Genomic DNA, 25150 nt, shown 5'->3' on the forward strand with positions numbered 1-25150 from the left:
TGGCCACTTTCTGTCGCCGGACAGAAAGTGGCTCGCCGTCAGGCGAAACCCGGCGCTTCCAGTCGCAACAGCACTTGGTGAGAGGGCTGGTTTTGAGTGTCGGTGGTCTCGCCAAACGTCAGTGCTGACGTTAGGGCTGTGTTTCGCCCTGACGGCGAGTGACTTTCTTTTGCGTCGCCAAAAGAAAGTCACCAAAGAAAAAGCGACCCCTGCGCCCCCGCCGCCGGGCCGATGAGACTGGCCCGGCGGTGCCCTGCGCTGCTCGCCGTCCCGGGGCGGCTGCGGAACTCGGCCTGCGGCCTCAAACAGTCCTCGCCGACACCTCCCTGGGCCGGCTGCGCTGCTCGGCGGGGGTGAAGGGGGGAGGGGGCCGTGCCGACGTTGAGGTGGTGGTGCTTAGTGGCTCACCGTCAGGCGAAGCACGGCGGTGCCAGTCGCCAAGGCGTGGGGGGAAGGGGCGCTCAGTAAGAGGCCCCCAATCCACGCGGCTCAGTCCCGGTGACCGGAACCGTGTGCCTTGGCTGGAAAGAGCAGGCTGGCGACGATGGACAGCACCAGCAGCAGGCCCACCGCTCCCAGGGAGAGGGCCACCGGCATGTGGAAGAAATCCACGATCAGCATCTTCACGCCGATGAAGGCGAGCACCGCGGCCAGGCCGTACTTGAGCAGGTGGAAGCGGGCGGCCATGTCGGCGAGCAGGAAGTACAGCGCCCGCAGGCCGAGGATGGCGAAGATGTTGGAGGTCATGACGATGAACGGGTCGGTGGTGATGGCGAAGATGGCCGGGATCGAATCCACGGCGAAGATCACGTCGGTGATGCCGATCAGCACCACCACCACGAACAGGGGCGTGAACCAGCGCTCGCCGTTCTTGGTCACCGCCAGCCTGGCGCCGTCGTACTGGGGCAGCAGCTTGAGGTGGCCGCGCATCCAGCGCAGCACCGGGTTTTTCTCCAGGTCCGGCTCGTGCTCGCCGCCGAAGGCCATCTTGGCGCCGGTGAACAGCAGGAAGGCGCCGAACACGTAGAGAATCCAGCTGAACCGGGCGATCAGCCAGGCGCCCACCAGGATCATGATGGCGCGCAGCACCACCGCGCCGATGACGCCCAGGATGAGGGCCTTCTTCTGCTGCTCCGCCGGAACGGCGAAGGCGGTGAACAGCATGAGGAAGACGAAAATGTTGTCCACCGACAGGGATTTTTCGATCAGGTAGCCGGTGAGGAATTCGCCGGCCTTCTGGTTGGCCAGCTCCCGCCCGCCGTGGGTGTCCAGCCAGAACCAGAGGAAGGCGCAGAAGGCCAGGGCCAGGCCCACCCATAGGGCCGACCAGGCCAGGGCTTGCCGGACGGTGACCGCCCGGGCGCCCTTGCGCTCCACGGCCAGCAGGTCCACCAGGATGGCGACAATGACGAAGACGATGAAGCCGCTCCACCACCAGATATTGCCGATGCTTGTTTCCATGATCGGGTTCTCGCGTTTTTGTTGAAAGGGTTACCAGAAGGCGCGGGGATCGTCCACGCGGCGGGCGTTGCCGTCGATGGTGCGGCCCCGAGGGGCGGCGCCGCTGCGGTTGCCGGCTCGGGCGCGGGCCATGGCGGGTTCGAAGGGCGAGGCGGGGGCACCGTGCGGAGCGGCGGCCGGGGCAAGGCGGCGCAGCAGGGCGGCGATCAGTGTGGAGGCAAGTTTGCCGGCCAAGCGCAGGGAGGCGCGGGCGAGGGAGGTGCGCAGGCGGCGCAGGAGGGGGGAGAGCATGGAGCGTCCTTTCGCAAGTGAGTCGGTGCGACCCCCGCCGGCCTGGGATCGGGTGATCCGTGTGGTCAACGAAAAAGACCTTTGCCAGGCGGCAAAGGTCTCGCTTGCGAAAGGCTGGTGGCAGGGCGCTCGGTGCGCCGCGGTCAAGAGCCGGGATTCGCCCGCCGGGCCGGGCGCCTGCGGGACAGGCGCCGTATTGACGACATCGGCGGTACAGCTACTCCCCTTTGTGGGTTGCGGGGCTTACTGTACGGGCCGGCGGCGCAGCGGTCAAGTCCGGGTCAGTTTGCGCGGCGATGGGGCGGGATTGGCGGGATTGGCCTCAGGCGCCCAGTTGCAGCGGGTGGCGGGCCAGGGCTTCGCCGTCCCAGGTCAGGTACTCGCCCCGGGCCGCGCCATCGGCCTCGTGCCAGTCGGCCAGCACCCAGCGTTGGGTGTGGATGCCGTCCACGATGTGGTCGTGGGTGGCGGGGCGGTGGGTGTGGCCGTGGATCACCGTGGCGTAGCCGTGGCTGCGGATGAAGTCGTCGGTGGCGCCCGGGTTCACGTCCATCAGGTACTCGGCGCTGGTGCCGGCCTTTTCCGCCTTGCCGGCCTCGCTCTGGGCGCGCAGCCCCATGGCGATGGCAATGCGCTCCTGCAACGGCTTGGCCAGGAAGGCGGCCTGCCATTGCGGGTTGCGCACCTGGGCGCGGAAGGCCTGGTAGGGCAGGTCGTCGGTGCACAGGGCGTCGCCGTGGGTGAGGACGAACTGCCATTCCGGGGTGGACAGCACGTAGGGATCGGGCAGCAGGGTCACGCCGGTTTCCGCGGCGAAGGCTTCGCCCACCAGAAAGTCCCGGTTGCCGTGGAGGAAGGAGATGGCCAGGCCGGCGTCGCTGGCTGCGCGCAGCCACGCCTTGACTTGGCGGCTGACCGGGTCCACGCCGCCATCGTCGCCGACCCAGGCTTCGAAGAAGTCGCCCAGGATGAACAGGCGCTCGGCCCGCCGCGCCGGGCCGTTCAGGTAGTCGCCGAAGAGGCGGACCAGGCCGGGGGTGGCGGGGGAGAGGTGCAGGTCGGAGATGAAGTGGAGCATGGCGGCGGATGCGGGGTCGGGTAGTTGGGGGTTCGGATGGAAAAACGCTCCCGACCGAGTGCCTCGGGGCGGGAGCGTCGCGCCTTGCGGGAAAGCCGGGGCTTAGACCACTTCGGCCTTGGTGATCACCACGTCTTCCACCGGCACGTCCTGGTGGAAGCCGGAGCGGCCGGTCTTGACGGCCTTGATCTTGTCCACCACGTCGGTGCCTTCGACCACCTTGCCGAACACGGCGTAGCCCCAGCCGTTGGCGTTGGGGGCGGTGTGGTTGAGGAAGTCGTTGTCGGCGACGTTGATGAAGAACTGGGCGGTGGCGGAATGGGGATCGCTGGTGCGAGCCATGGCCAGGGTGTACTTGTCGTTCTTCAGGCCGTTCTGGGCTTCGTTCTGGATCGGGGCCTGGGTGGGCTTTTGCTTCATGCCGGGCTCGAAGCCGCCGCCCTGGATCATGAAGCCGTTGATGACGCGGTGGAAGACGGTGTTGTCGTAGTGGCCGGATTCCACATAGGCGATGAAGTTCTTGGCGGATTCGGGGGCCTTCTCGGCGTCGAGTTCGATGCCGATGACGCCGAAGTTGGTGTGCAGCTTGATCATGGTGGTCCTTTCGGGGTGGGGCGAGCCCGGACCGCTTACGGCCGAGGAGGCATCGCCCCGAGTGGGGTTGGAATTGGTTGGAGCCGGGGGGATCGTTCCGGCGTTATTTCTTGGCCGGCGGGGCGTCTGCGACGGCCGGCAGCACCTTGACCGACTGGATCACCACCGGTTGCAGGGGTACGTCCTGGAAGTAGCCCTTGTTGCCGGTCTGCACCTTGGCGATCTTCTGCACCACGTCCAGGCCCTGGGTCACCTTGCCGAACACGGCGTAGCCCCAACCGTCGCGGCTCGGGTAGTTGAGGGGGGCGTTGTCCACCAGGTTGATGAAGAACTGGGCGGTGGCGGAGTGGGGGTCGTTGGTGCGGGCCATGGCCAGGGTGCCGACGGTGTTTTTCAGGCCGTTTTTGGCCTCGTTCTCGATCGGCGCCCGGGTCGGTTTCTGGTTCATTTCCGGGGTGAAGCCGCCGCCCTGGATCATGAAACCGTCGATGACGCGGTGGAAGATGGTGCCGTTGTAGAAGCCGTCGTTGGCATACTGGACGAAGTTGGCCGTCGATTTGGGTGCCTTGTCGGCGTACAGCTCGGCGACGATCTTGCCCTGGTTGGTCTGGATTTCCACCAGGGGGTTGGCGGCCAGGGCGGCCACGGAAACCAGGGTGGCCGCGAGGCCAAGCAGGATGCGCTTCATTGAGGGTGTTCTCCGGAGAGTGAGAAGGGATGCGGTATCTGGCGCGCCCTGCCGGGAGAGCGAGGCGGGGCGCGGGGTTTGGGGCAGGGAGCGGGCGGCGGTCAGGCCGCGCCTTCGTAGATGATCTTCCAGGCCCCATCCTCGCGGATCCAGTACTGGCGCTTGCGCGAGGCTTGGTTCACGTTGTTGCTGCGGTAGTCCTGGGCGAAGGTCACCACCACCATCTCGTCCTTGCCCGGGTTGCGGAACATGGAGACGTTGGAAATGCCGACCTTGATCCATTCCTTGGCACCGTTGACCTGGCGCTTTTGCTGGGCGAAGGCGGCGTAGTTCTGTCCGTCGCCCTGGAAGCGGCGCGAATAGTGGCGCAGGAAGCGGTCGGTGTCGCGGCTTTCCCAGTCGTTGCGCCAGGATTCGATGGTGCGGTTGAGTTCGGCCCGTTCCTTGGCCCAGTCGTCGATGGAGGTCCATTCGATGGAGGGGCTGATGATCACCGGGGTCAGGCCGATCTGGAGATTCTTGGCCAGCTGGTTGAGGTCGGTGTTGGCCAGCACCACGCAACCGTCGGACGCCTTGGGCGGACGTGAGAAGGTGTCGGACGGCGTGCCGTGCAGCCAGATGCCGTGACCGCTCTTGCCGTTGCGCTTGTCCCACTCGTTCGGGTAGTTGATCGGGAAGGCGCCGCTGCCGTAGAAGTCGCCGATCTTGCGTGGCTCCAGGGACGAGGTGACGTGGTACACGCCGATCGGGGTCTTCTTGTCCCCTTCCTTGCTCTTTTCGGCCCCCAGCTTGCCCTGGGTGATGTAGTAGTCGGCGACGAAGTGGGGGCGGCCGGTCTTGGCGTCGTTCTCGTACAGGTAGAGGCGCGACTTCTGGGTGTCCACCACGATGGCGTAGCGCTGGTCCGACTGCAACTGCAGCAGGTAGCGCGGCACCACGTCGGCATTGGGCTTCTGCCGGTAGGCCTTGAGGCGGGCGATGGCCTCCTCGCGCAGGTCGGCTACCTTTTCCGCCGGGGCGTTGTTCAGGGCGCCGAAGGCGTTGATCGGCCGGCTGCGGGCCAGCAGCAGGTCGCCCTTGATCAGGTTGGCGAGGCGGAAGTTGGGATACTGCTTGAGCAGCACCTCGGTCTGTTCCAGGGCCGTGTCCAGCTTGCGCTGCTCGATGGCGGCGAAGATGCGGTCGAGCATGGGCTCGGGGCCGGAATCGGAATAACTGGGTACCAGCTGGGTCGCCGCGTCCGCCGGCAGGGCCTTGGCCTTGGCGGCGGGCTTGGCCGCGGCCTTCTCGGCACGGGCCGGAGTGGCGTTGGCGGCGTGGAACAGGGCGGGGAGGGCCAGCAGGGCGGCACCCAGGAGGGGCGCCGCCAGGGCGCCTGGGGAGGCCGGGCGCCGGGGGCGAGACATGTTGCGGACTACCGGGGGGGAAAACATCAGCTACCTACGCGCTCCTGCTGGATCAGCCAGCGACTGCCGGATTTGCTCAGGACCAGCACCTTGCTGGCCGACGACTTGAGGTTGGCCGACTTGTAGTTCTGGCGGAAGCGGACCGTGGCCTTGTCGCCCTGGAAGGACACCTTCAGGTCCTCCACGCCGACCTGGATGGTGCCGGGCTTGGTGATGCGGCTGGACCGTTCAGCTTCCCAGTCCTTGCGTTTCTGCCCGCCGGGCACCTGGAAGTCGGGGGCGTAGGCGGCCAGGTAGGCCTTCACGTCCTTGCGGCTCCAGGCGTTGGCCCAGGCCTGGACGGCCTTGTGCACCCCGGCTTCGTCGCCACTGGCCTTGGCCTCGTCGGCCTTCTTCTCTTCGGCCTTGGGCGCGGGCTTGGCTTCGGCGGCCTTTTCAACCTTCTCTGCCTTCTCCGGCTTTTCCGCCGGCGCGGGCTTTTCCACGACCTTGGGCGGCGGCGCCACCGGGGCCGGCGCGGCGGCGGGCTTGGCCGGTTCGGCGCGGGCCACCACGGTGGGGGCTGCGCCGGTGGTGGCGGAAACGGCGGGGGCCGGCGCCGGCGTGGGCGCGGTGGCAGCGGCCGCGGGGCGGCTGCCCGGGCGGCCGGAGACGCTGATCAGTTCCCGGATCAGGGACAGTTTGCTCTGGGCGCCGGTGTTGGACGAATCGATCTGCAGGGCCTTGTCGTAGGCCTGGCTGGCCAGCTTGGCGTAGACGTCGCCCAGGTTCTCGTGGGCGGTGGCGTAGGCCGGATGGGTGCGGATGGCCATTTCCAGGGCAGTGCGGGCCTTGTCGTACTGCTTCTGCTGGGCGTACAGCACCGCCAGGTTGTTGTAGGGCTCGGGCAGTTCCGGGTAATCCTCGGTGAGGCGCTGGAAGACGACGATGGCGTCCGCCGGGCGGTTCAGCTCGGTGAGGATCAGGCCCTTGGTGAAGCGGCCCTGGGCGTCCTTGGGACGGGTGGCGATGTAGGCATCGACGCGCTCCAGGGCCTGGGGGTACTGGCCTTGCTTGATGAGGCGCTGGATCTCCGGTAGCGAATCGGCATTCGCCGGGCCGTTGGCCCATGCCTGCGGCATCGCGACCAGGGAAACGGCCAGGGCGATGGAGGTCAGGAGGGGGCGCAGGGCGGCGGCGGGGCGAAGCGGGGAAAAGCGCTGAAGGCCAGTAGTGGCACGGGTTTGCGAGGAGTGGAGGCGCATCGTTGTGCTATACTCGGCGGGTTTCTCGTTGAATGGCTGCCGCAATCGGCAAACGCCCGGGCGCGACGGTCCGGACGCTCGGAAAATCCGGCTGATTTTACCAAGAAAACGTTCGCCCAGGGCGCCCCGGATTGCTGCGGCACGGCGCCGGCGGCCCCAGTTTTTCCGGCGCTCCGGCAGACCCCGGCGCGCCTGCATGTCGGGCAGGCCCAGGTCGCGTCCATTGTTTCGGCCGCCGTTCCCGGGAAACCTCCCCGACGTGCCCCTCCGTGCTCTCCGTTTTTTTGCTACGCCTGGCTTTGTTAAGGTCCCTCCATGCTGAAAATCTACAACTCCCTCGCCCGTGAAAAGCAGGACTTTCACCCCATCGAACCTGGCAAGGTGAGGATGTACGTGTGCGGCATGACCGTCTATGACTACTGCCACCTGGGCCACGCCCGGGTGCTGGTGGTGTTCGACATGGTGCGGCGCTGGCTGCGCGCGTCGGGCTACGACGTGACCTACGTGCGCAACATCACCGACATCGACGACAAGATCATCAAGCGGGCGGTGGAGAACGGCGAGACCATCCGCCAGCTCACCGACCGCTTCATCGCCTACATGCACGAGGACGCCGACGCCCTGGGGGTGGAGCGTCCCGACCACGAGCCCCGCGCCACCCAGTTCGTGCCCCAGATGCTGTCGATGATCGGCACCCTGGAAGAAAAGGGCCTGGCCTACCAGGCCAGCGGCGGCGACGTGAACTACGCGGTACGCAAGTTTCCCGGCTACGGCAAGCTGTCCGGCAAGTCCCTGGACGATCTGCGCGCCGGTGAACGGGTCGAGGTCCAGGCCGACAGCGGCAAGCACGATCCCCTCGACTTCGTGCTGTGGAAGCACGCCAAGGCCGAGGAACCGGCCGAGGTGAAGTGGGCCTCCCCCTGGGGCGACGGCCGGCCCGGCTGGCACATCGAGTGCTCGGCGATGAGCTCGTCCCTGCTCGGCAATCACATCGACATCCACGGCGGCGGCCAGGACCTCCAGTTCCCCCACCACGAGAACGAGATCGCCCAGAGCGAGGGGGCCCACGGCCACGGCTTCGTCAATTACTGGATTCACAACGGCTTCGTGCGGGTGGACGACGAGAAGATGTCCAAGTCCCTGGGCAACTTCTTCACCATCCGCCAGGTGCTGGAGCAGTACGACCCGGAAGTGGTGCGCTTCTTCATCCTGCGTGCCCACTACCGTAGCCCGCTGAACTATTCCGACGCCCACCTGGACGATGCCCGGGGCGCCCTGACCCGGCTGTACACCGCCCTGCGCGGCGTCGAGGCGGCCGCCGGCGGGGTGGACTGGAACGAGGCCCACGCCCAGCGCTTCAAGGCTGCCCTGGACGACGACTTCGGCACCGCCGAGGCCATGGCCGTCCTGTTCGATCTGGCCAACGAGCTGAACAAGAGCCGGGACCCGGCCACGGCCCGCCAGTTGAAGGGCCTGGGCGCCGTGCTCGGCCTGTTGCAGCGCGATCCGCTGGAGTTCCTGCAAGGCGGCCCGGTGGCCGAGGAAGGCTACGCCGCCGAGCGCATCGAGGCCCTTATCCAGGCCCGTGCCGAGGCCAAGAAGGCGAAGAACTTCGCCGAATCCGACCGTATCCGCGACGAGTTGAAGGCGGCCGGCGTGCTGCTCGAGGACGGCCCCGGCGGCACCACCTGGCGCCGCGCCTGAGGCTGGGCCGCCCGCAACCGGCGGCCGATCCGCAACGAAAAAGGCCCTGCACATGCGGGGCCTTTTTCGTTTGTGCGCCGGGCGGCGGCCGTCACTGGATGAACTGGCCGTCGCCGCGCAGGATCGACAGGTCCACGAAGGCCGAGCCGTTGTGCTGGCCGGGGCGGAAGTCCACGGTGAAATCCCCCAGGTCGAACTGGCGCAGGCTTTCCAGCCCGGCGACGAAGCGGGCGCGGGTGAGGTCCTTGCCGGCGCGGCGCAGTCCTTCCACCAGCACCCGGGCGGCGATGTAGCCTTCGAGGGCGGCGTGGTGGGGCTCGGCGTTGCCCAGGGCATCCCGGTACTGGCGCACCACGCCGCTGCTGCGGCTCCAGGGCGAGGGCACCACCTGGGCGATGACGATGCCAGCAGCACCGCAGCCCAGGTCGCGCCGCAGCAGGGCGGCGCTGGCCACCGACAGGCCGAAGAACTGGGGTGGAGTGCCGGCCTTGCGGTATTCCTTGATCACCGCCGCCGTGCCCTGGCCGGCGGTGGCCAGCACCACCGCCAGCGGATCGGCGGCGCGCAGGGCCGTCACCGTGGGGCGGGCGTCCAGGTTGGTGGGGTCGATGGCGGCGATGGCCACGGGCTTGAGCTTGAAGCGGGCCATGGCCTCGTCGAAGCTCTTCTGCCCGGCCCGGCCGAAGTTGTCGTCCTGGTAGGCCAGGGCGATGCGGGTGATGCCCAGGGTGACCAGGTGCTCGACGATCTTGTGCATTTCCCGCCCGTAGCCGGGGCGCAGGTGGAAGAGCAGGGGATTGGGCCGGGCGCGCAGGGCCTCGGCCCCGCTGTAGGGGGCGATGAAGGGGGCCCCGGCCTTTTCCGCCAGGGGCAGGGCGGCCAGGGTCGAGCCGGTGCCGGCGTAGCCGAACAGGGCGAAGGCCTGGCGCTCCTGGAGCAGCTTGCGGGTGTTGTCCTCGGCCCGCTTCGGGTCGTAGCCGTCGTCCAGGGTCGCCAGCTCGATGCGGCGGCCGAACAGCCCGCCCTGGGCATTGACTTGGTCCAGATAGAGGCGGATGCCCCGGGTGTATTGCTCGCCGTTTTCCGCCATGGGCCCGGACAGGACCACCGATTGGCCGATGACGATGGCCTCGGGGCTCACCCCGGGTTCGGCGTGGAGCGGGCCTTGCGCGGCGGCCAGCAGCAGAAGCGAGGCCGCCGTCAGGCGGCGCAGCGCGCGGGATATTCCCGGGGAACGACCATGGACCATGAATGCCTCCTCTGATTCGGATTTGCCTGCACTCGTTCCGGGCCGTTGGCTTGCTGCCGGCCTAATCGTCCAAGTGCGGATCCGTATGACTTTGTAGTTGCCGCCGGGTCGGGGCGGGCTGGAATGTATGGGAGGCCATAGTTTGCCAAATTCTTAAATGCAGAACAAATTTTGAAATGAGGAATTTTTTGGCGGCTGTTTGGTGGCGTCAGGGCATGAAAAAACCGCCGGGCGGACGTCCGGCGGTTTCGTGGGGGCGAAGGGGGGCGAAGGGGGCGGTCAGCGCAATACCCGGCCGCCGCTGCCGATCACGGTCAGGTCCACATAGCGGGAACCGCCGTGGTCCGCGGGGGAGTAGCTGATCCGGTAGCCGCCCAGGTCGTGGTTGCCCAGGCTTTCCAGGGTGCTCACCAGCTTTTCCCGGGTCAGGTCCTTGCCCTGCTTGCGCAGGGCTTCCACCATCAGCTTGGCGGTGATGTAGGCCTCGATGCCGTAGTAGGAATACTTGGCCTGCTGTTTGCCCACCAGGCGCTGGTATTCGCGTACCACCGGAGTGGCCTCGTTCCACGGGTAGGGCATCACCTGGGAGATGCCGATGCCTCGGGCGTCGTTGCCCAGCTCGTGCACCAGCATGTCGGCGCCCACCGGCGAGAGGGTCATGAACTGGGGATTCTGGTCGATCTTGCGCATCTGGCGCACGAACTCGGCGGTGGGCTTGTACAGGGTCACCATCACCACCGCCTGGGGGGCTGCCTTGGAAATGGTCTGCACGGCCTTGCCCACGTCCACCGAGTTGCGTTCCACGGTGCCCACGGCGGAGGGGGTCAGCTTGTGTTTCTTGAGGGCGGCCACCACGCCGTCCAGGCCGGATTTGCCGAAGCCGTCGTTCTGGTAGAAGACGGCGATGTTGGTCAGCCCCAGGGACACCAGCTGGGTGACGATGGCCTCGGTTTCCTGGGCGTAGCTGGCGCGCACGTTGAACATGTAGCGGTTCACCGGGGTGCGCAGGGAGTCGGCGCCGGAGATGGTGCCGATCAGGGGCACCTTGGCGGCGGAGAACACCTCCATGGCGGCGGTGGTCGGCGACGAGCCGTAGAAGCCGATCAGGGCGAAGACCTTCTTGTCGTCGATCAGGCTGCGGGTGTTGGCCACGGCCCGGTCGGTCTCGTAGCCGTCGTCCAGGGCCACCAGTTCGAGCTTGCGCCCGTTCACCCCGCCGGCCTTGTTCACCTGGTCGAAGTAGGCCGAGATGGTTTCGCGCATTTCCTGGCCGTAGGCGCCGTTGGGGCCGCTGAAGGGAGACGACATGCCGAGCAGGATGGCGTTGTCGGTGACGCCGGTTTCCGCCACCGCGGCCGGTGCGGCCAGGGTGGCGAGCAGACAGCCGGCGAGGGCCGCCGCGGTACGCAGCAGTTTCATGATCTTGTCTCCCGAGTGTAATGGACCGCTAATGAATCCCGGGAGGATGGGCGCGGCAGCTGACGCGAAACTTACAGCCATGGCCACTTCGCCCGGCGTCGGACGAATAGTGGAAAAACCGATCCGGCATGAGCGGGCCAAAAGTGGAACGCGTGCTGAAACATGGTTGTAATATTTTTCGATAGCACGGGAATGATTTTCGGGAGCAAGCAAAACCACAACAAGGAGGAGCGGAGATGCTCGAACAATCCCTGGCGCTGCCCAACGCGGAATGGCCGTACTTCCAGATACTCATCCGCCTGGTGCTCAGCCTGGCCCTGGGGCTGCTGATCGGATTGGAGCGGGAGCGGCGCAAGAAGGAGGCGGGGCTGCGCACCTTCGGCTTCATCTGCCTGCTCGGCGCCCTGGGCGGTTCCTTGGGGCCGGCCTTCGCCCTGGTGATCCTGCTGCTCACCGGCATGTTGGCCGTGTTCCTCAACGTACAGACCCTGCGCGCCGGCCAGGGTACCGAGCTGACCACCTCGGCGGCGATGCTGGTGACGGCGGTGGCGGGCATCCTGTGCGGCCAGGGGCACACCATCTCGCCGGCGGCGGTGATGGTCATCGCCACCGCCCTTCTAGCCTGGAAGGAACGGCTGGCGGGCTTTTCCATGGGGCTCACCGAGAGCGAGCTGCGCTCCGCCCTGTTGCTGGCCATCCTGGCCATCGTCATCTATCCGGCCCTGCCGGTCGGTGCGGTGGGGCCTTGGCACCTGGTGGAGCCCCGGGCGGCCTGGGTGACGGTGATTCTGATCGCCGGCATCGGCTTCGTGAACTACGTGCTGTGGAAGGTCTACGGTACCCGGGGCACCGAGCTCTCGGGTTTTCTCGGTGGGCTGGTGAACAGCAATTTCACGGTGATCGAGCTGTCCTCCCGCATCGGCCAGGGGGCCGAGGCCCTGGTGCCGCCCACCTACCGCAGCATCCTGCTGGCCACCACGGCCATGATTGCGCGCAACGCCAGCCTGCTGCTGATCCTGGCACCCATCACCCTGCTCGGTTCCTTCGCTCCCTTCGCCCTGATGATGGCCACCAGCCTGTTGCTGGTGGTGTGGAGCTACTACCGGCGGGCCCCGGCGGAAGCGGCGGCGGTGGCCGAGATCAACCTGGACCTGCCGTTCTCCCTGCCCCAGGCCCTCAAGTACGGCGCAGTGTTCCTGCTGCTGCACATCGTCGGCGGGGTCACCCAGCGCCAGTTCGGCGACGTGGGCTTCTATTTCGTCAGCGTGGTCGGTGGGCTGATGTCCAGCGCCAGTGCCGTGGCCGCTGCCGCCGCCCTGGCCGCCCAAGGGAGCCTGTCGCCCACGGTAGCGGGGACCGGGGCCGTGCTGGCCTCGTTCACCAGCATCGTCTTCAGCCTTTCCTTCGTGCTGCGCACCCGCAGCCGGGGGCTGATCGGCCGGCTGGCCGGAGCCATGGCCTGCATCGCCCTGGCGGGATTGGCCGGGGTGGCCGCGAGCCAGGCCGTTCAGCCCTGGGTGGCCCAGTGGCTGCCCGACCTGGCCGAACTCCAGGCCCACGGGGCGGCGTCGCCCAAACGGTGACGAAAAAAAACCGGCCTCGAAAGGCCGGTTTTTCGGATGGGCGCGGGACGCCAAAGCGGGTCACTCGCTGAAGAACGCCTTGACCTTGTCCATCCACGACTTGGTGCGCGGATTGTGCTTGTCGCCGCCTTCGCCCATGGTCCCTTCGAACTCCTTGAGCAGTTCCTTCTGCTTGTCGGTCAGGTTCACCGGGGTTTCCACCACCACATGGCACATCAGGTCGCCGTGGGCGTGGCTGCGCACCCCCTTGATGCCCTTGCCGCGCAGGCGGAACACCTTGCCGGTCTGGGTCTCGGCGGGAATCTTGATCTTGGCCGCCCCGTCCAGGGTGGGGATCTCGATTTCGCCGCCCAAGGCCGCGGTGGTGAACGAGATCGGCATTTCGCAATGCAGGTCGTCGTGGTCGCGCTGGAACACCGGGTGGGCCTTGAGGTGGATCTGCACGTACAGATCCCCGGGGGGGCCGCCGTTCACGCCGTGCTCGCCCTCGCCGGACAGGCGGATGCGGTCGCCCTCGTCCACGCCGGCGGGGATTTTCACCGCCAGGGTCTTGTGCTTCTTCACCCGGCCGGCGCCGTGGCAGTCGTTGCACGGATCGGCGATGTAGCGGCCGGTGCCGTGGCACTTCGGGCAGGTCTGCTGGATGGAGAAGAAGCCCTGCTGCAGGCGGACCTGGCCGCTGCCCTGGCAGGTGGGGCAGGTCTGGGGCTGGGTGCCCTTCTTGGCGCCGGAGCCGTGGCAGGTGTCGCATTCCTCCATGGTGGGAATGCGGATCTTGGTCTCGGTGCCGTGGGCGGCCTGCTCCAGGGAGATTTCCAGGTTGTAGCGCAGGTCGGCGCCGCGGTAGATGTTGGAACGGCCACCGCCGCCGCCCCGGCCGCCGCCGAAGATTTCGTCGAAGATGCCGCCGAAGGCATCGCCAAACCCGCCGCCGAAGCTGGCTCCGCCGCCACCCATGCCGGCCTGGGGATCGACCCCGGCGTGGCCATACTGGTCGTAGGCGGCGCGCTTTTGCGCGTCGGAGAGGATTTCGTAGGCCTCCTTGGCCTCCTTGAATTTTTCTTCCGCCGATTTATCGTCCGGGTTGCGGTCCGGATGGTGCTTCATGGCCAGCTTGCGGTAGGCCTTCTTGATCTCGTCGTCGGATGCATCGCGGTTGACGCCGAGGATCTCGTAAAAATCGCGTTTGGACATGGCTTGTCTGGGCGGTCGTTCCGGGCGGCCTGGGCCGGCCGGCAAGGGTGGGGGAGGAACGGCGAAGGGTGAGGGGGAGGGGAAACCCCTCGCGCCTCACCCTCTTCGCCGCTGCGGATCAGGCTTACTTCTTGTCCTTCACCTCGGTGTATTCGGCGTCCACCACGTCGCCTTCCACCGTCTTTTCCTGCTGGGCGCCGGGCTGGGCACCGGCAGCACCTGCGGCACCCGCTTCACCCTGCTGCTGGGCGTACATCTTTTCGCCCAGTTTCTGGGAGGCGGCTGCCAGGGCCTGGGTCTTGGCTTCGATTTCGGCCTGGTCGCCACCCTTGATCGCGCCTTCGACTTCGCCGATGGCCTTCTCGATGGCTTCCTTCTCGCCGGCATCGAGCTTGTCGCCGTACTCGGTGAGGGACTTCTTCACCATGTGCACCATGGAGTCGGCCTGGTTGCGGGCATCCGCCAACTCGTGGGCCTTCTTGTCTTCCTCGGCGTGGGCCTCGGCGTCCTTCACCATGCGCTGGATTTCCTCCTCGGACAGACCCGAGTTGGCCTTGATGGTGATCTTGTTCTCCTTGCCGGTGGCCTTGTCCTTGGCGGACACGTGCAGGATACCGTTGGCGTCGATGTCGAAGGTCACCTCGATCTGCGGCGTACCGCGGGGAGCCGGGGGGATGCCTTCCAGGTTGAACTGGCCCAGGCTCTTGTTGCCGGCGGCCATTTCGCGCTCGCCCTGCAGCACGTGGATGGTCACGGCGCCCTGGTTGTCGTCGGCAGTGGAGAACACCTGGCTGGCCTTGGTCGGGATGGTGGTGTTCTTCTGGATCAGCTTGGTCATGACGCTGCCCAGGGTTTCGATACCCAGGGACAGGGGGGTCACGTCGAGCAGCAGCACGTCCTTGACGTCCCCTTTCAGCACACCGCCCTGGATGGCGGCGCCCACGGCCACGGCCTCGTCCGGGTTCACGTCACGGCGCGGTTCCTGGCCGAAGAACTCCTTCACCTTGTCCTGAACCTTGGGCATGCGGGTCATGCCGCCCACCAGGATCACGTCGTGGATGTCGCTGACCTTGAGGCCCGCATCCTTGAGCGCGGTGGCGCAGGGGGCGATGGTGCGTTCGATCAGGTCGTCCACCAGGGATTCGAGCTTGGCCCGGGTGAGCTTCATGGTCAGGTGCTTCGGGCCGGTGGCCGGGTCGAAGGCGATGAACGGCTCGTTGATCTCGGTCTGCTGGGAGGAGGACAGTTCCTTCTTGGCCTTTTCCGCGGCGGATTTGAGGCGCTGCAGGGCGAGCACGTCCTTGGACAGGTCCACGCCCTGTTCCTTCTTGAACTCGCCGACGATGTAGTCGATCAGGCGCTGGTCGAAGTCTTCGCCGCCCAGGAAGGTGTCGCCATTGGTGGCCAGCACTTCGAACTGCATTTCGCCGTCGATGTCGGCGATCTCGATGATGGAGATGTCGAAGGTGCCGCCGCCCAGGTCATACACGGCGATCTTGGAATCCTTGCCGCCGGCCTTGTCCATGCCGTAGGCCAGGGCGGCCGCGGTGGGCTCGTTGATGATGCGCTTGACTTCCAGGCCGGCGATGCGGCCGGCGTCCTTGGTGGCCTGGCGCTGGCTGTCGTTGAAGTAGGCGGGCACGGTGATGACGGCCTCGGTCACTTCTTCGCCCAGGTAGTCCTCGGCGGTCTTCTTCATCTTGCGCAGCACTTCGGCGGAAATCTGCGGCGGGGCCAGCTTCTGGTCGCGCACTTCGACCCAGGCGTCGCCGTTGTCGGCCTTCATGATCTTGTAGGGCATCAGGTTGATGTCCTTCTGCACTTCCTTCTCTTCGAAGCGGCGGCCGATCAGGCGCTTGACAGCGTACAGGGTGTTCTTGGGGTTGGTGACGGCCTGGCGCTTGGCCGGGTCGCCGCACAGAATCTCGCCTTCCTCGGTGTAGGCGACGATGGAGGGGGTGGTGCGCGCGCCCTCGGAGTTTTCGATGACCTTGGGGGTGCCGCCTTCCATGATGGCGACGCAGGAGTTGGTGGTACCCAGGTCGATACCGATGATCTTGCCCATGTTGCTTCCTTTCAGTGTGGGGCGCGGGCCTGGCGGCAGCGCGCGTTCAATACGAGTCCTTGAACCCTAGATAGGGGCCAGCGGCGGGATTTCAAGCCCGGGCCGGCGAAATTCCGGTGCCGTGCGGCCGGCTCAACCCTGGGCCACGGTCACCATGGCCGGGCGCAGCACCCGGTCGTTGAGCACGTAGCCCTTTTGCAGCACGGTGACCACGGTGTTCGGCTCCTGGTCGGCGGGCACCATGCCCACGGCCTGGTGGCGGTGCGGGTCGAATTTTTCGCCCACCGGGTTCACCTCGGTCACGCCGGCCTTGTCGAAGGCGCTGACCAGCTGCTTGAGGGTCAGCTCCACGCCGGACGCCAGGTTTTCCAGGCTGGCGTTGGCGCCGTTGGCGGCGATGGCCGCTTCCAGGCTGTCCTTCACCGCCACCAGGTCGAGGGAGAATTTCTCCACGGCGAACTTGCCGGCCTTGAGCACTTCCTCGGCGGAGCGGCGGCGGATGTTGTCGGCTTCGGCCACGGCGCGCAGCCAGGCGTCCTGCTTGGCGGCCAGTTCGGTTTCGAGCTCGGCCACCCGGGCGACCAGGGCGGCCGGGTCCAGGGGCTGGGCGGCAGCCTCGGGGGCGGCGCCGGCGGCGTCCACGGCGGAGGAGGAGGTGTCGGCCGCCTGTTGCGGGTCCTGGGGCAGGGGAGTCTCGGACATGGTGCGGTTTCTCCAGACGTCTGAAATGAACAATTGCACTTAGATGGGGCGTCGGCGCTGCCTTTCAAGCCCCGGGCCGGAAAAAAACGGTGGGGCTTCTGCTAGCATGGCCCCTTCTCCCATTTCCCCCATCCACCCATCGCCGCCGGGCCGTCCCGGTGCGTTACGAGGCGCAATCACCGTGGCAGGCGCAGCCAGACAGCCAAAGAATATCGGTCGCTACGAAGTGCTCCGCGAACTGGGCAAGGGGGCCACCGCTACCGTCTACCTGGCCCGGGACCCGCAGGACGGCCGGGAGGTGGCGATCAAGTACGTGCGCTTCGGCGCCAACGGCGGCGCGGCCCTATCCCGCCGGCTGCTCAAGCTGTTCAAGACCGAGCACGGGGTCGGCCAGCGCCTCGACCATCCCAACATCGTCAAGATCTACGAGGCGGTGGTGGACACCGACGGCCCCACGCCCCTGGCCTACCTGGTGATGGAGTTCGTGGACGGCGCGGCCCTGGACCAGCACATCCACATCGACCGGCTGCTGCCCTTCCACAAGGTGGTGGGGCTGATCTTCAAGTGCTGCCTGGCCCTGGACCACGCTGCCCGGCACGGGGTGGTGCATCGGGACATCAAGCCGGCCAACATCTTGATCGACAAAGAGGGCAACCCGAAGATCACCGACTTCGGCCTGGCCCTCAACCTGCAAAAGAACAAGGACCGGGATTCCACCTTCGTCATGGGGGTGGGCTCCCCCGCCTACATGTCGCCGGAGCAGGTCAAGGGCTACCCGCTCAACCACAAGACCGACCTGTATTCCCTGGGCGTGCTGCTCTTCCAGCTGCTCACCGGGCGCCTGCCCTTCCGCGCCGACAACCCGGCCTCCCTGGTCTACAAGATCGTGAACATGGAGCCGCCCTCGGTGTGCGCCCTCAATCCGGCGATTCCCGCCGGCATGGACCCGATCCTCAAGAAGGCTCTGGAAAAAGACCTCTACAACCGCTACCGCAGCGGCGCCGATTTCGCCAAGGACCTGTCCACGGTGCGCTACCAGATCGTGGACGACGAGGACGACGTGGCCGAGCGCGACCGGCGGCGTTTCGCCGCCTTGCGCGGCCTGTCCTTCTTCCGCCGCTTCGAGGACGTGGAGCTGTGGGAAATCCTGCGCATCTCGACCTGGCAGGAGGTGCCGGCCAAGATCGCCCTGATCCGGGAGCTGACCCTGGACAAGACCTTCGGCGTGGTCGTCTCCGGCCAGGTGGAAGTGTCGTACCAGGGGCGCAGCCTGGCCCGCCTGGGCAGCGGCGAGGTGGTGGGCGAAATGGCCTACCTGGACCCGGAGCAGGGGCCCCGCAGCGCCACGGTGGTGACCCTGGAGCCGACGGTCTTCCTCGAAATCAGCCCGGCGGCCATGGCGCTTTCCTCCGACGAATTGCAGGAGCGCTTCCACCGCACCATCACCGGCATCCTGATCGGCCGGCTGCGCCAGGCCAACAAGTCCCTGGCCAAGCTCGGCGCGGCGGCGGTGCCCGGCAGCGCTCCCGTTCCCAAGGCCCCGCCGGGGGGCTTGGCCCTGCTCGACTGATCGACCGAGGTGTGCGGCGGCGCACCGGAAGTGCCCCGCTGCCTTCCGCCGTCGAGCCCAATCGCCGTTGCGCCGTCACGCCGCCATAAGGCTGTAACACCGGAGCAAAACAATGCCGCTAGAGTTTTCCGGCGGCATTTCCGTTGCCGAGGCACCGCGCCGCGGCCCTCCGGATTGCCACACTGGGTCGACCCGGGCGGGCCGGCCATTTCCACGTCGTTCCCACGTCGCCGAGGTCGCCTGTTCCTCCCATGCAAACGCCGATCCGCCGCAAGGGCAAGCTGGCCTTTCTCGCCATTCTCTGGCTGGCGGTGTTTCTGCTCGCCCTGGTCCTGAGTCTGGCCCTCGACCTGGCGGAGCAGGCCCTGCCTCTGAACCCGGTAGTCCGCACCGGGGTGTCCACGGGGATCATCGTGCTGACCTTGAACCTGTTCCTGGTGCCCAGGCTGCGCGCCCTGTTCGGCGAGAGGTAACGGCGAGGGGGGAAAAGCGAAGGGCGCCCGCGGGCGCCCTTCGTCGTTTTGGCCGACGGTCCGGATCAGGTGCGGAAGCGGCCCACCGCGCCTTGCAGCGAATCGGCCAGCCCTTCCAGGGCCTGGGCGGCCTGGGCGGTTTCTTCCACGGCGCCGTTGTTCTCCTCGGCCATGGCGGCGATGGCGGCGATGTTCTCCGCCACTTCACCGCTGACCCGGCGCTGCTGCTCGGTGGCGGCGGCAATGGCATCCAGGCCGTGGCCCACTTCGGTGACCGAGCCGTTGGTGGCCTGGAGGATGCCGGCGACACCTTCCACCGAGTTCTGGCTGGCCGCCAGGTTGGTCAGGCCGGATTCGATGGCGGTGCGCACCTGGACCGACTGGGCCGACAGGCTGTCGGTGATGGCGTCGATCTCACTGGCCGAACGGGACGACTTCTCGGCCAGCTTGCGCACCTCGTCGGCCACCACGGCGAAGCCGCGGCCGGCCTCGCCGGCCCGGGCGGCCTCGATGGCGGCGTTGAGCGCCAGCAGGTTGGTCTGCTCGGCAATGTCCTTCACCTCCTGGGTCATGCGGGTGATGGCCTCGGTGCTGCGCACGAACTCGGTGACGGTGTCGGCCATGGTGCGCACGTTGTGCTCCACGCCCTTCATTTCGCCGAGCAGCTGGTTCAGGCTGCGGTTGCCTTCCTCGGCCCGGGCCAGGCTCTCCTGGGATTGCTGCTGGACGTGGCCGGCGCTCTGGGAAATGGACGAGATGCTTTCCACCAGTTGGTCCACCGCGCTGGCGGCATGGACCGACTGCTCGTTCTGGCGGTGGGAACTGGCCGCCACCCGGCCGGCCGAGTTGGAGAGATCGTGGGCCTTGGCGGACACCTGGGCGGCGGAGGTGCTGACCTGGCGCACCAGCCCGGCGAAGTTTTCCATGAGCTGGTTGAAGACCCCGGCGGCCTCGCCGATCTCGTCCTTGCCCTTGACCCGCAGACGGCGGGTCAGGTCGCCGTCGCCCTCGGCGATGTCGCGCAGGCCCCGGGTGAGCTGGCCGATCGGCTCGGTGACGAAGTGGCGGGTGAACAGGTAGATCACCACCAGCAGGCCGAGCACCACGGCCACGGCGGTGGCGGCGATCTTGACGCCGAAGGTGTTGACCGCCGCATCCACGTCGGAAAGGGAGACCTTCATGCTGACCACGCCGAGCACGGTGCCCTCGGGCACCTGGTGGCACATGATGCAGTTCTTGCCCAGGTAGTTGGTGGAGGCCAGGGTCGGGTTCACCACCCGCAAGTAGCGGCCGTCGCCGTCGTCGCCCACGGCGACGAAGGGCTTGCCGCTGCCCATCACCTGCTTCTCGACCTCATCGAGGGGGCGGGTGGATTTTGTGTCGGGGCCGAACACCTTGGAGACGGCGTCGCCGCGGATCACGTGCAGGTCCTTGATCACCGAGAGCTGCTTGATCTGGTCGAGAAAGACCTCGCGCTGGGCCACGGTGCCGGTGATCATCATGCCGGTCAGGCCGGCCATGGTCATTTCGTGAATGCTCTTGGCGAAGCCTTCCGCCTGGTTGACTGCGGTTTCGCGGGTGACGGCGGTTTCCCACACGATCATTCCGCTCCAGGCGGCCACCAGCACTAGCCAGATGGCCGCGGTGAGACGGACCCAGATGCTCCAATCGGCAATACGCTTCATGACACCCGTTACCTCCCTTGGGCTCGCCCTTGTCGGGGCGGCCTTGTTTTAGTAGGCCGGTGGGACGGATCGGGCCTTGTCCCCCGGCATGGGCGCGCTGCCCGTTTTGGCTCAGGCGGCGACGTCAACCTGTTGAATTGTGCCAGCCGCTCCCGACTCGTGCAAAAACACGCCGGTGGCCCGGATCTGGGCCTGGAGCTGATTGTTCTTGTCCTTGAGGGAAAACGGGGTGGCCTGGCCGGTCACCGACAGGGCGCCGATCCCTTGCTCGGCCAGGGTTTTGAACACCGGGCCGTCGGGCCCCAGGGTCCAGGTGCCGAGGTGCGCGAAGGCCGGGTCGGCCTCGTCGATCCAGCCGTTTCCGTCGGTATCCAAGGCCGCCAGTTCGGTGAAGCCGTCGCCGGTGCTGGGGCCGAAAAGCTCCCGGCCGTCGTTCACCTTGCCGTCGCCGTTGCGGTCGAACACGAGGAAGCCGCTGCCGCTGGAGACGAACGGCAGGCTCCCTTTCTGTCCGTCGCCGTACAGGTCGAAATCGATGCGCAGATCGGAGAGCTGGGCGGCCTGCCCGTTGAAGTTGAGCACCAGCGGGTCCCGCAGCTTGGCGTCCCCCAGACGCAGGCGGGCGTTGTAGGTGGCCTGGAACTCCCGGCTCATGGTCAGGTTGGCGCTGAAGTTGATTTCCTGGCCGTCGGCGGTGCGCACCGTGCCTTGGGCGGAGAACGAGGTGGTCTCGCTCTCGTAGACGCTTTCCGAGTAGTCGTACTCCACGCCGTAGCCCTGTTTCGGCGCGGCTTGCTCCGGCGGCGGCGCCTGGGAGGCGGCTGCCTGGGCGCTGGGGGGCAGGGCGGCGGCCTTGAGGTCGCCCAGTTCCCGGGTGCCGACCAGGTGGATCGTCTCGCCGGTGAGCATTTCCACCACGGCCTTGAGGATGCGCAGGCGCGGGTCCAGGTTCTCGTCGTCGGAAAGGTCGATGCCGGATGAGACGGACGAGGCGCTTTGCCCGGAGGCCTCCTTGGCGGACTTGGCCGCGTTGTCCTTTGCCTGGTCATGCTTCAGGGCGTCCAGCGCCGCGCTGGAAATATTCACCCGCGGCTGGGCGCCCTGGCTGCCGTCGGAAAAGTCGGGGCGCTGGTCGCCGATCCAGGCGCGCAGGTTCTCGCTGACATTGTGGCGGCTTTGGGAGGCATGGCTGGAGCGTTGCTCCAGCTGGGTCTGGGTAATGTGCATGGGGAGCTCCGCGAAGGCTACCCCTGTATTAACGGCACCAGCGGCCAAGGCTGAACCGTGCCGCAAACCCTTTATTGGCGCGGGTTTCCAGATGGCATGCCTGGAAACCCGCGCCAGTGCTTGTTCTTCGCGGATGATATTTGGAACGCCGCGCCCCTGGCGGCGTTCCGGCCGGTCAGGCCTTGGCGCCGAGGAGGCGCGCCCGTGCCACCGATTCGGCCAGGCCCTGATCGTCCCGGGGTGTCCGGGTAGGCCAGCCTGCCAGTTGGGCCTCGGCCAGGTCGGCCAGGGCGGCGATCCAGTCGGGTCGCTCGTTGAGGCAGGGCAGGTAGTGGAAGACCTGGCCGCCGGCATTGAGGAAGTCGGCCTTCACCTCCTGGGCGATCTCCTCCAGGGTCTCCAGGCAGTCGGCGACGAAGCCCGGGCACAGCACGTCCACCCGGACGACCCCTTCCTTGGGCAGGGCGGCCAGGGTCGGGGCAGTGTAGGGCTGGAGCCATTCGGCCTTGCCGAAGCGGGACTGAAAGGTGGTCAGCGCCTGATGCTCGGGCAGGTCCAGGGCCCGGGCCAGCAGCCGGGCGGTCTTGTGGCACTCGCAGTGGTAGGGGTCGCCCAGGTCTAGGGAGCGCCGCGGCACGCCGTGAAAGCTCATCACCAACCGGTAGGTCTTGTCATTGGCGGCGGGCTTGCCGTGGGCCTGCCAGTGCTCGCGCACGCTGGCGGCCAGGGCGGCGATATAGCCCGGGTCGTCGGCAAAGCTGCGCTGGCTGCGGACCTCGGGCTGGTTGCGCAGGCCGGCGAGCCACTGGCCGGCCTGGTCGAGCACGGTGGCGGTGGTGCTGGCCGAATACTGGGGGTAGGCGGGCAGCAGCAGGATGCGGGTGTGGTTGTCGGCTTTCAGCCGGTCGAGCACCTCGGGCAGGGCCGGGCTACCGTAGCGCATCGCCCAGGTGACGGTGACCCGGTGGCCCCGCTCGCCGAGCAGGCCCTGGAGCAGTTTGGCCTGGCGCTCGGTGTGCACCTTGAGGGGCGAGCCTTCCGGGGTCCAGATGGTGGCGTACTTGGCGGCGGAGTGCTTGGGCCGGGTGTTGAGGATGATGCCGTTGAGGATCGGCCACCACACCGCCGTGGGGATTTCCACCACCCGGGGGTCGGAGAGGAATTCCTTGAGATAGCGGCGCACCGCTTCGGGAGTGGGGGAGTCGGGTGAGCCGAGGTTGACCAGCACCACGGCGGTCTGAGGCGGGGTGCCGTGCTGGAACGGCGGTTCGGGCTGGAAGCGGGGCATGGGTCCTGAGACGGTGTGTCGCTGTCGCGTTGTTCTTGTGGGGCGCCGGGGGGAGGTTTGGACCCACCGCCCCGGCGCGGGATCAGGCCGTGGCCTGGTAGGTGAGGGCGGAGGAGAGCAGTCGGGCGGTGATGTCCACGATCGGGATGACCCGCTCGTAGGCCATGCGGGTCGGGCCGATCACCCCCACCGAGCCGATCACTTGGCCGTTGGCCTCGTAGGGGGCGGTGACCACGCTGCACTCGTCCAGGGGGGCGATGCCCGATTCGTTGCCGATGTAGATCTGCACCCCGTCGGCCTTGTTCGACAGGTCGAGCAGGCGCACCAGTCCGGTCTTGTGCTCGAACAGGTCGAACAGTTCGCGCAGGCGGCGCACGTTGGACGACAGGTCGTCCACGTCGAGCAGGTTGCGCTCGCCTGAGATCACGTAGCGATCGCCGCTCTCGTGCATGGCCTGGTCGCCCACCGCCAGCACCGCGCTCATCAGCGCCTGGAGATCGCTCTTCAGCTCGCGCAGTTCGGCGTCGAGGCGGTTGCGCACCTGGTCGAAATCCAGGCCGGCGCAGTGCTGGTTGAAGTAGTTGGCGGCGGTGACCAGTTCCGCCGGGGTGTAGGCGGCCTCGGTGAACAGGATGCGGTTCTGCACCTCGCCGTCGGCGGTGACCAGGATCAGCAGGATGCGTTTTTCCGACAGGGCGAGGAATTCGATCTGCTTGATGCGCGGCGCCTGGCGGCGCGGCGCCACCACCACCCCGGCGAAGTGAGACAGGTCGGAGAGGATGCGCGAGGCCGAGGCCAGCAGCTGCTGGGGCTGGCTCGGGTCGAGCTGGTGCTCCAGGACGGCGATCTGCCCTTTTTCCAGGGGGCGCACGGTGAGCAGGGAATCGACGAACAGCCGGTAGCCCCGGGGCGTCGGTATCCGGCCGGCGGAGGTGTGGGGGCTGGCGACGAAGCCGGCCTCCTCCAGGTCGGCCATCACGTTGCGGACCGTGGCGGGGGACAGGTCGAGGCCGGAATACCGGGACAGGGCGCGGGAGCCGATGGGCTCGCCTTCGGCGATGTACCGTTCGACCAGGGTCTTGAGTAGGATGCGGGCGCGTTCGTCGAGCATGGCCTGCTATGTTACCGAAAAGGATCAAAACGAAAATGCCGGCGCCGCGGAGCGCGATGCCCCCGGCGCCGCCCGGAGCGGCACCCGGGCCGGGCACGGACAGTGCCAGCACGGGGGAAGCCCGGCGCCGGCATGGTTTTGTGGTTTAATTTTGCCATGCCACAGTCGTTCAGTACTCCCCGCACCATCGCCCTCATCGGCCGGTACCACAGCCCCGAGGTGGCCGACACCCTGCTGGCCCTCGCCCAGGCGCTGTCCGACCGGGGCGTCAAGGTTCTGGTGGAAGCCGATACCGCCGACAACATCGCCGGCTTCGGCGCCGCCAGCGGCCATGGCTTGGCCAACCACCACACCCTGGGCGGCCTGGCGGCCTTCGACGCAGTGGATTTCACGGTGATCGGCTACCGGGCCGACGTGGCCATCGTCGTCGGCGGCGACGGCACCATGCTCAACGCCGCCCGCCAGCTGGCCCGCTACCGGGTGCCCCTGGTGGGGGTGAACCAGGGCCGGCTCGGCTTCATGACCGACATCGCCCGTTCCGACATGCTTTCGTGCCTGGACGACCTGCTCGAAGGGCGCTTCATCCCGGAAAGCCGGCTGCTGCTCGGCGGCGAGGTGGTGCGCGGCGGCGAGGTGGTGGCCGCCAACGTGGCGCTCAACGACGTGGTGGTGGACAAGGGGGCCATCTCCCGGCTCATCGAATTCGAGTTGTTCATCGACGGCGAGTTCATTTACAGCCTGCGCGCCGACGGCCTGATCGTCTCCACCCCCACCGGCTCCACCGCCTACTCCCTGTCGGCCAACGGGCCGATCCTGCACCCCACCCTGGGCGGCATCGCCCTGGTGCCCCTGTGCCCCCATGCCCTGACCAACCGGCCGATCACCATCCCGGAAACCAAGGCCATCGAAATCCGCATCCTCTCCGCCGACGACTCCCGGGTGCACTTCGACGGCCAGGTCACCCAGACCCTGTGCCGCTACGACAGCGTGCGCCTGTTCCGCTCCGAGCACAGCGTCTGCTTCCTGCACCCGCCGGGCTACAGCTACTTCGCCATGCTGCGCCAGAAGCTGCAGTGGAGCGAAAAGCCCAAGGGCACCTGACCCCGGCTGCTTCTCCG

The 25150-nt window shown here is 67.3% G+C and carries 21 protein-coding genes; 5 read left to right on the plus strand and 16 right to left on the minus strand.

Annotated elements, in window-relative coordinates; genetic code table 11:
* Positions 1-489: 489 nt before the first annotated feature.
* From V7Z98_RS16415 to V7Z98_RS16445, 7 genes are all read right to left on the minus strand, one after another.
* Positions 490-1461: a TerC family protein gene (locus V7Z98_RS16415; protein ID WP_334159139.1), complete on the minus strand. Its 972-nt coding sequence runs from the start codon at positions 1459-1461 to the stop codon at positions 490-492.
* A gap of 30 nt (positions 1462-1491) precedes the next feature.
* A complete protein-coding gene (locus V7Z98_RS16420) occupies positions 1492-1752 on the minus strand; it encodes a hypothetical protein (protein ID WP_334159140.1) in 261 nt (86 codons plus the stop codon).
* 322 nt (positions 1753-2074) lie between these two features.
* Positions 2075-2830 (minus strand): UDP-2,3-diacylglucosamine diphosphatase, encoded by a 756-nt coding sequence (locus V7Z98_RS16425; RefSeq protein ID WP_334159141.1) that lies wholly within the window; start codon positions 2828-2830, stop codon positions 2075-2077.
* A gap of 102 nt (positions 2831-2932) precedes the next feature.
* On the minus strand, positions 2933-3424 hold the full coding sequence (locus V7Z98_RS16430) for a peptidylprolyl isomerase (RefSeq protein WP_293265691.1): 492 nt from the start codon (positions 3422-3424) through the stop codon (positions 2933-2935).
* A gap of 103 nt (positions 3425-3527) precedes the next feature.
* Positions 3528-4112: a peptidylprolyl isomerase gene (locus tag V7Z98_RS16435; protein ID WP_293265693.1), complete on the minus strand. Its 585-nt coding sequence runs from the start codon at positions 4110-4112 to the stop codon at positions 3528-3530.
* A 101-nt stretch (positions 4113-4213) separates the two neighbouring features.
* Positions 4214-5545, minus strand: coding sequence for a L,D-transpeptidase family protein (locus V7Z98_RS16440; RefSeq protein ID WP_334159142.1), 1332 nt, complete (start codon positions 5543-5545; stop codon positions 4214-4216).
* Positions 5545-6762: a nuclear transport factor 2 family protein gene (locus tag V7Z98_RS16445; RefSeq protein WP_334159143.1), complete on the minus strand. Its 1218-nt coding sequence runs from the start codon at positions 6760-6762 to the stop codon at positions 5545-5547. Before V7Z98_RS16445 ends, V7Z98_RS16440 begins: the two co-directional genes overlap by 1 nt.
* Before the next feature lie 315 nt (positions 6763-7077).
* On the opposite strand from V7Z98_RS16445, the gene cysS reads away from it, so the two are divergent.
* Positions 7078-8466 (plus strand): cysteine--tRNA ligase, encoded by a 1389-nt coding sequence (gene cysS / locus V7Z98_RS16450; RefSeq protein WP_334159144.1) that lies wholly within the window; start codon positions 7078-7080, stop codon positions 8464-8466.
* 91 nt (positions 8467-8557) lie between these two features.
* Here cysS and V7Z98_RS16455 read toward each other — a convergent pair whose 3' ends face one another.
* Together V7Z98_RS16455 and V7Z98_RS16460 are read right to left on the minus strand one after the other, a co-directional pair.
* On the minus strand, positions 8558-9715 hold the full coding sequence (locus tag V7Z98_RS16455) for an ABC transporter substrate-binding protein (RefSeq protein WP_334159146.1): 1158 nt from the start codon (positions 9713-9715) through the stop codon (positions 8558-8560).
* 279 nt (positions 9716-9994) lie between these two features.
* Positions 9995-11134: an ABC transporter substrate-binding protein gene (locus V7Z98_RS16460; protein WP_334159147.1), complete on the minus strand. Its 1140-nt coding sequence runs from the start codon at positions 11132-11134 to the stop codon at positions 9995-9997.
* 236 nt (positions 11135-11370) lie between these two features.
* On the opposite strand from V7Z98_RS16460, the gene V7Z98_RS16465 reads away from it, so the two are divergent.
* Entirely contained in the window at positions 11371-12717 is a 1347-nt protein-coding gene (locus tag V7Z98_RS16465; RefSeq protein WP_334159149.1) for an MgtC/SapB family protein, read from the plus strand.
* Between the two features lie 60 nt (positions 12718-12777).
* Here the strand turns inward: V7Z98_RS16465 and dnaJ are convergent, their stop codons facing one another.
* The 3 genes from dnaJ to grpE form a co-directional block, all read right to left on the minus strand.
* A complete protein-coding gene (dnaJ, locus tag V7Z98_RS16470) occupies positions 12778-13911 on the minus strand; it encodes a molecular chaperone DnaJ (RefSeq protein WP_334159150.1) in 1134 nt (377 codons plus the stop codon).
* A gap of 124 nt (positions 13912-14035) precedes the next feature.
* Complete coding sequence (gene dnaK / locus V7Z98_RS16475) at positions 14036-15976, minus strand: molecular chaperone DnaK (protein ID WP_334159152.1); 1941 nt, start codon at positions 15974-15976, stop codon at positions 14036-14038.
* A gap of 132 nt (positions 15977-16108) precedes the next feature.
* Positions 16109-16678, minus strand: a complete 570-nt coding sequence (gene grpE, locus V7Z98_RS16480; protein ID WP_293265708.1) for a nucleotide exchange factor GrpE — start codon at positions 16676-16678, stop codon at positions 16109-16111.
* A 226-nt stretch (positions 16679-16904) separates the two neighbouring features.
* Here grpE and V7Z98_RS16485 point away from each other — a divergent pair, with 226 nt between their 5' ends.
* A complete protein-coding gene (locus tag V7Z98_RS16485) occupies positions 16905-18248 on the plus strand; it encodes a serine/threonine-protein kinase (RefSeq protein ID WP_334159153.1) in 1344 nt (447 codons plus the stop codon).
* A gap of 251 nt (positions 18249-18499) precedes the next feature.
* On the plus strand, positions 18500-18721 hold the full coding sequence (locus V7Z98_RS16490) for a hypothetical protein (protein WP_334159154.1): 222 nt from the start codon (positions 18500-18502) through the stop codon (positions 18719-18721).
* 65 nt (positions 18722-18786) lie between these two features.
* On the opposite strand, the gene V7Z98_RS16495 is transcribed toward V7Z98_RS16490, so the two are convergent.
* From V7Z98_RS16495 to hrcA, 4 genes are all read right to left on the minus strand, one after another.
* Entirely contained in the window at positions 18787-20406 is a 1620-nt protein-coding gene (locus V7Z98_RS16495) for a methyl-accepting chemotaxis protein (protein ID WP_293265714.1), read from the minus strand.
* A 111-nt stretch (positions 20407-20517) separates the two neighbouring features.
* The gene (locus V7Z98_RS16500) at positions 20518-21633 is read right to left on the minus strand and encodes a VCBS repeat-containing protein (protein ID WP_334159156.1); all 1116 of its coding nucleotides are present in this window, start codon (positions 21631-21633) and stop codon (positions 20518-20520) included.
* 175 nt (positions 21634-21808) lie between these two features.
* Complete coding sequence (hemH, locus tag V7Z98_RS16505; protein WP_334159158.1) at positions 21809-22921, minus strand: ferrochelatase; 1113 nt, start codon at positions 22919-22921, stop codon at positions 21809-21811.
* An 82-nt stretch (positions 22922-23003) separates the two neighbouring features.
* Positions 23004-24032: a heat-inducible transcriptional repressor HrcA gene (hrcA, locus tag V7Z98_RS16510; protein WP_334159159.1), complete on the minus strand. Its 1029-nt coding sequence runs from the start codon at positions 24030-24032 to the stop codon at positions 23004-23006.
* A 156-nt stretch (positions 24033-24188) separates the two neighbouring features.
* On the opposite strand from hrcA, the gene V7Z98_RS16515 reads away from it, so the two are divergent.
* Entirely contained in the window at positions 24189-25133 is a 945-nt protein-coding gene (locus V7Z98_RS16515) for an NAD(+)/NADH kinase (RefSeq protein WP_293265722.1), read from the plus strand.
* The last annotated feature ends 17 nt before the right edge of the window (positions 25134-25150 follow it).

This window comes from Oryzomicrobium sp., from assembly GCF_036820405.1.
GTDB lineage: Bacteria > Pseudomonadota > Gammaproteobacteria > Burkholderiales > Rhodocyclaceae > Oryzomicrobium.